Origin of the sequence: Paracoccus lutimaris (assembly GCF_003337565.1) — a bacterium.
Lineage (GTDB): Bacteria > Pseudomonadota > Alphaproteobacteria > Rhodobacterales > Rhodobacteraceae > Paracoccus > Paracoccus lutimaris.
Genome location: NZ_QPJL01000059.1, coordinates 1 through 5,528, shown reverse-complemented (window position 1 = coordinate 5,528; position 5,528 = coordinate 1). Strand labels below are relative to the sequence as shown.

The window sequence follows — 5,528 nt, the reverse complement described above, 5'->3', positions numbered from 1 at the left end:
AGGCAGGGCAGGATGTAGTGCAGCGCGGGCCAGTCTTCAGCGGTGACGCCACGCAGAAGTGTGATGGCGTTGGGTGTGATCGCGGCATTGACGGCGGCCTGGCTGCCGAAGCTGGCGGCGAGGCGCAGGCCCATCAGCAGCGTGCGGCTGGTCAGCGCGGGCGGCGTGGGATTTTGCAAGCGGGCCGGGTCATCGGTCGCATCCGCGTCGGATTCCGGCAGATCCTCGTGATCCTGCAGCCGCTGCAGGAGTTTATGGGCGAGATAGGTCCAGCCGGGTTGGGCGGGGCGAGCGGCTTTCTTCGGGGCGGGCTGCGGGACGGGCTGGTGCTGGGTCATGGGCGGTGCCTCGGCATGAGAGGACGGGCCGCGCCGCAGGGTGGCGCGGGAGGAATGATATGAAAGGGGCGAGGGTGTCAGCCGGAGGTTCTGTCGGCCTCAGCCGCGATGCGGTCGAGTTCGGCCTCGATCATTGGCAGCAGCATCGGGCGATAGATCTCGCGCACCACATTCATCGCGCCGGCAAGCTCCGTTGCGGGCACCACGGCCTCGGGATGGGCGCTGGTCAGGCGGCGATGCGCGGCCTGTTCCGCCCTGCAGGCAAGATGGCCCGACGCCATCGCCAACACCCGCATCAGCTCGACCTGCGCGTCGCGCGGCAGGCCCAGCTGATGGCGGTGGCGCTTGACCGGATGGGCGCTGTAGCCCAGCTTGAGGTAATGTCGGGTGGGTCGGTTCGCGCCCGCGGGCAGGACGATGCGGAGGAGATAAAGAAAGCTCGGCTTGGCGTTCCAGCCTTGGCCGCAGCCGGCGCAATCGCATTGGCCCCAGAGCATATTGGCCTGCGCAATCCGCTGCACATGCCCGCAGTGATGGCGATAGAGCCGGTAGTTCGGCCGCCCCGAGGGGCAATACCCGAGCCGTTCCCAGTCAAAGCGCCGCGCCTCGGCGGCTTCGCGGGCGTTATGGCATGTCTCGCAGCGCAGCCCGGTCGCGCCCTTGGCGATACGGTCGATCAGCTCGAACTGGCGCGCCAGAACATGGCCGCAGGGTGCGCGGAACCGGCCATAGCCGCGCCGGTCGGGATCGGGGCCAAGGAGGGTGATGCCCGCTGCATTGGCCACCGCGCTGCGCCGGGCGGCCAGGCAATGCGGGCAGAGCGGCTGGTGGCGCATCAGCGTGAACAGTTTGGCGGTGAAACTGCCGCTGCAGGTCTGGCAGCGCAATTGCAGATGATAGCGGTCGCGGATGCGGGCGATGAGGTCAAAGCCCTTCGAGGCGGCGGTTGCCTGCCAATGCGCATGGACCGGGCCGGGGAAGACGGGCGTGTCGTAGGTTGAAGGCATGAGAGATCCTCCCGTGGGGCGGGATGCGTGGAAGGCGCGGGGCTGCGGAGATAGCAGTCCGGGCGGGGAACCTGGGAAGGGTGGCAGTGTGGCGGCGCGGTGCACATCAAGGCAGTGCGCGAAGAATCCGCCGCGTCATTGCTGTGCAGAGCAGAACCCGGCGGGCCGAACTCTTGTCCGGGCCGCGCGTGTTCAGGATGCCGCAGGTTGGGCGCTACACGCCGGGCGCGGCCTGCATGACCGGCGGATACGCGTCGGAAGCCACAGTGCAAGCAGTCTCAGCGATCGCAAGATCCTCGGGCACGATCTCGACGCAATTACCTTCGATGATCTGTGCATGGTCGGGCAGGGCGGCGAGCTGCGCCAGCGCGCGCCGCGCCTCGGCCAGCATCAGGTTCACCCGCAGCGCCAGCGGATGCCGCCCCGGACAGCGCAGCAGCGCCCCGGGCGCCGTCACCCGCGCATAGAGCTGGGCGAATTCCGCGCCATCCTCGCTGAGCGCCAGCGCCCGGGTCAACCGCGCAATCCGCAACAGCGGCCGGTCCTCCAGCCGTTCGGCGGGCGTATCGCAGAGCGCATCCAGCGCCGCCCCGACCGCCGCCCGTGCGGCCTCTGCATCGCGCAGCCAGTGATCGCAGGCCGGATCCCAGCTGCCGGAATGCTCCAGATCCCGCTCAGCCTCGATCCACGCCCCAAGCGCCCGCTGCATAACGCCAAAGCGTCGCGTCACCGACGTATGCGTGAAACCCGGAGCAAAGGCTTCCAGAACGCCAGCAGAATGAATAGATTGGTAAACAGTCATGGTCGATCTCCTACAAGGTTGACCTGATTAGGGCCGGGGGGAGGTTGCCGCCTCTCCTTGGCCTGATATAAGATATATAACCTATAGGTGGCATTGTCAACGTATAGACTATGCTTTATACGACGAATTATGTCCAAACCATCTATCTACCCCGTCAAGAAGCTCATCGGCCTCAGCGAAGAGCAAGCTCAGCGGATCGCCGACTTTCGTTTCGAGAAGCGAATTGGGTCTGAAAGCGAAGCAATCCGCCAGTTGATTGAACTCGGCCTTGAGACTTCAAGGAAATCTTACACCTGAGTGCGCCAAACCGCCTCACGCCATGGCTGGAGCTGACTGCAGGTAAGTAGTTCTGTCGCCCGTCCGCGCCGCAGCGGCATCACTCCACCTCGATCAGCTCATCATCCTCCAGCGGGCGCTGCAGGTGGCGGGCTTCGGACCAGTCGGCACCCAGCCAGGTGTCGATCTCGGCCGCCGAGGTCAGGATCACCGGCATGGCCTTGGGATGGATCCGCCCGACCACGCTGTTCGGTGCACACGTCAGGAAGGCGAAGAGCTGATGATCGCCGGTGCGGGGCGTCCTCGCTGAGCCCCGTGTGCCCCGCCACGGCGTGCAGATCCCGGCAAAGAAGAATAGCGGCCGCGTCTGGTCCAGCGCGAACCAATGCAGCGGTTTGCGCCTGGTCACTGGATCGGGCCGCTGGCCGTATTCCGAGAAGGCCGTCGCCGGCACCACGCAGCGATGCGCGACCCCCAGCCAGCGCCGCCAATGCGGACTGGCGGTGTTGCGGATGTTCGTCACGCCGCTGTCCGGCGCATCCGGCGCCTTCAGGAATTGCGTCGGCGTCGGCATGCCCCAGGTGAGCCGCGCCAGCTCGCGACCGCTGCCGGTATTGCGGACAACCGGTGCCGGGCGGTCGGGATAGACATCGAGCGAAGGTTCAAGATTGCCGAGGCTGTCGGACGTCGCGCCGGCGATGTCGCGGATCGCCTGCTGATTCGTGGTCAGATTATACAGGTTGCACATCGGCTTGCCTCCTCCGGCCACGGCATTCCTGTCGATATGGGCCCGGATGGCGAGGATCACAAATCCCCCGCAGCATTGACTCACGGCCTAAATCAGAACAAATGAAGAACATGACGCCTTGATTCCCGTCCTGACAGGAGCCCGACACTGCCATGTCCGCGCCTCGTTCCGATCCGGCTCTCGTGGCGCTGCGGCACCGGATCGCAGCGATCGAGGGCGATCACGGCCCGCCGCTGGCGGCGCTGCCCTTCGGCCTGGCCGAGCTTGACCGCCGCCTGCCCACGGGCGGGCTGGCGCTTGGCTGCCTGCACGAGGTCGCGGGCGGCGGCAATGGCGCCACCGATGGCGCGGCGGCGGCCTGTTTTGCCGCTGGGATCGCCGCGCGCTTGCCCGGGCAGGTGCTCTGGTGCGTGACGCAGGCCGATCTGTTCGCGCCGGGGCTGGAACAGGCCGGCCTGCCGCCAGGCCGGGTGATTCATGTCGAGGCGGGCGACGATACGGCGGTGCTGGCCTGTATGGAGGAGGGGCTGCGCCATGGCAGTCTGGCCGCCGTGGTGGCGGATGTGGCGCGACTGTCGATGACCGCCTCGCGTCGGCTGCATCTGGCGGCCAAGACCTCGGGCACCACCGGCATCGCCCTGCGCCGCTGGCGCAGACAGGCTGATGTCAGCGATTTTGGCCAACCCACGGCGGCGATGACGCGCTGGCGGGTCTCGGTGCTGCCGTCCTCGCCTTTGCCGGTGCCAGGGGTGGGCCGGGCGCGCTGGCTGGTGGAACTGCTGCGCGCGCGGGCCGGGGAGTCGTTCGATCTGGAACTGGAGGCATGTGATGGCACGGGTCATCTCGGTCTTCCTGCCGATGTGGCCGGTGGATCGGCTGCGGCGGCAGGACGGCACGCCTTCGGATAGGCCACCGGAAAGGCCATTGGTTCTGGCAGGACGCATCGGTAGTCGCCGCGTGGTAACGGCGGTGGATGCGCTGGCGGCAGGGGTTGGCCTGCGGCCCGGCATGCCGGTCAGCAAGGCGCAGGCGCTGGTGCCGGATCTGCGGATCGCGCCTGCGAATGTGGCCGAGGATCTGGCGAGCCTCGAGCGGCTGGCCTTCTGGATCCTGCAGCGCATCGCGCCCATCGTCGCGGTCGATCCGCCGGACGGGATCGTCATCGACGCGACCGGTGCCGCGCATCTGCATGGCGGCGAAGACCCGATGCTGGAGGCGCTGACCGGCCGGCTTGCGCTGTCGGGTGTGACCGCGCGCGCGGCGGTGGCCGGAACCTGGGGCGCGGCGCATGCGCTGGCGCGGTTCAGTGGCGATCTGGCCGACATGCCGCCCGAGGCGCTGCGGCTGCCCGCCGCCACCGTGGCCGGTCTGCGCGACATGGGCTTTGGCCGCATCGGCGATCTCCTGGCGCAGCCACGCGCGCCGCTGACCCGCCGCTTTGGCCCCGAGCTGATCCGCCGCATCGACCAGATGTTTGGCGATGCTCCGGAACCGATCGATGCCCTACGGCCTGCAGACCTGATCGAGACCCGCCGCGCCTTTGCCGAACCCATTGCCGCGCCCGAGACCATCGCGCGCTATATCGCCAAGCTGGTAGCGGCACTTTGCGCGCAGCTGGAAGCGCAGGGCCTTGGCGCCCGCAGGTTGGATCTGATCTGCCACCGCACCGACCGCGAGATGCAGACCGTGCGCGTGGGCCTGGCTGTGGCGCAACGCGATCCGGCCCGCCTGACCCGACTGCTTTGCGACAAGATCCCCAGCATTGCCCCGGGCCTCGGCATCGAGATCATGACGCTTTCCGCAACCATCGCCGAGCCACTGGCCGCGCGCCAGACCAGCACGCTTGCGCCCGAGGCGCCGGATCTGTCCGGTCTAATCGACATTCTGGCCAATCGCGTCGGCGCGCAGGCGATCTACCGCTTCGCGCCCGTTGACAGCGATGTGCCCGAACGGTCCAGCCGCCGGATTCCCGCATTGGCCGAGGATAGCGGTGCGGGCTGGCCGCATCATTGGCCGCGCCCGTCGCGTCTGCTGCCGCGCCCCGAAGCGATCGACACCATGGCGCTGCTGCCCGACCAGCCGCCGGTCTGGATCGTCTGGCGCGGCGTGCGCCGCCGCATCGCCCGCGCCGATGGCCCGGAACGCATCTTTGGCGAATGGTGGACCCGCGAGGCGGAGCGCATCGCCGTGCGCGATTACTTCCGCGTCGAGGATGATGCGGGCGAACGGCTGTGGATCTTTCGCGCGGGCGACGGCGAGGACGCCGCCACCGGCTCGCATCGCTGGTTCCTGCACGGGATCTTTGGATGAGATATGCCGAGCTTCATGTCACCTCGGATTTTTCCTTCCTGCGCGGG

At 67.9% G+C, this 5,528-nt stretch carries 6 protein-coding genes; 2 read left to right on the top strand and 4 right to left on the bottom strand.

The window, feature by feature from the left end; genetic code table 11:
• The 4 genes from DFP89_RS19620 to DFP89_RS19610 form a co-directional block, all read right to left on the bottom strand.
• On the bottom strand, positions 1-338 hold a 338-nt coding region (locus DFP89_RS19620), incomplete at its 3' end, for a hypothetical protein (protein ID WP_147273366.1).
• 77 nt (positions 339-415) lie between these two features.
• On the bottom strand, positions 416-1,345 hold the full coding sequence (locus DFP89_RS20460) for a hypothetical protein (protein ID WP_181870414.1): 930 nt from the start codon (positions 1,343-1,345) through the stop codon (positions 416-418).
• Between the two features lie 214 nt (positions 1,346-1,559).
• The gene (locus tag DFP89_RS20455) at positions 1,560-2,147 is read right to left on the bottom strand and encodes a hypothetical protein (RefSeq protein ID WP_181870413.1); all 588 of its coding nucleotides are present in this window, start codon (positions 2,145-2,147) and stop codon (positions 1,560-1,562) included.
• Positions 2,148-2,523: 376 nt separating this feature from the next.
• Positions 2,524-3,231, bottom strand: coding sequence for an SOS response-associated peptidase (locus tag DFP89_RS19610; RefSeq protein WP_245948887.1), 708 nt, complete (start codon positions 3,229-3,231; stop codon positions 2,524-2,526).
• 92 nt (positions 3,232-3,323) lie between these two features.
• Between DFP89_RS19610 and DFP89_RS19605 the strand changes: the two genes are divergently transcribed.
• Together DFP89_RS19605 and DFP89_RS19600 are read left to right on the top strand one after the other, a co-directional pair.
• Positions 3,324-4,079: an ImuA family protein gene (locus DFP89_RS19605; protein ID WP_114350997.1), complete on the top strand. Its 756-nt coding sequence runs from the start codon at positions 3,324-3,326 to the stop codon at positions 4,077-4,079.
• Entirely contained in the window at positions 4,000-5,481 is a 1,482-nt protein-coding gene (locus tag DFP89_RS19600) for a Y-family DNA polymerase (protein ID WP_114350996.1), read from the top strand. The genes DFP89_RS19605 and DFP89_RS19600 overlap by 80 nt, the downstream gene beginning before the upstream one ends.
• Positions 5,482-5,528 lie beyond the last annotated feature (47 nt).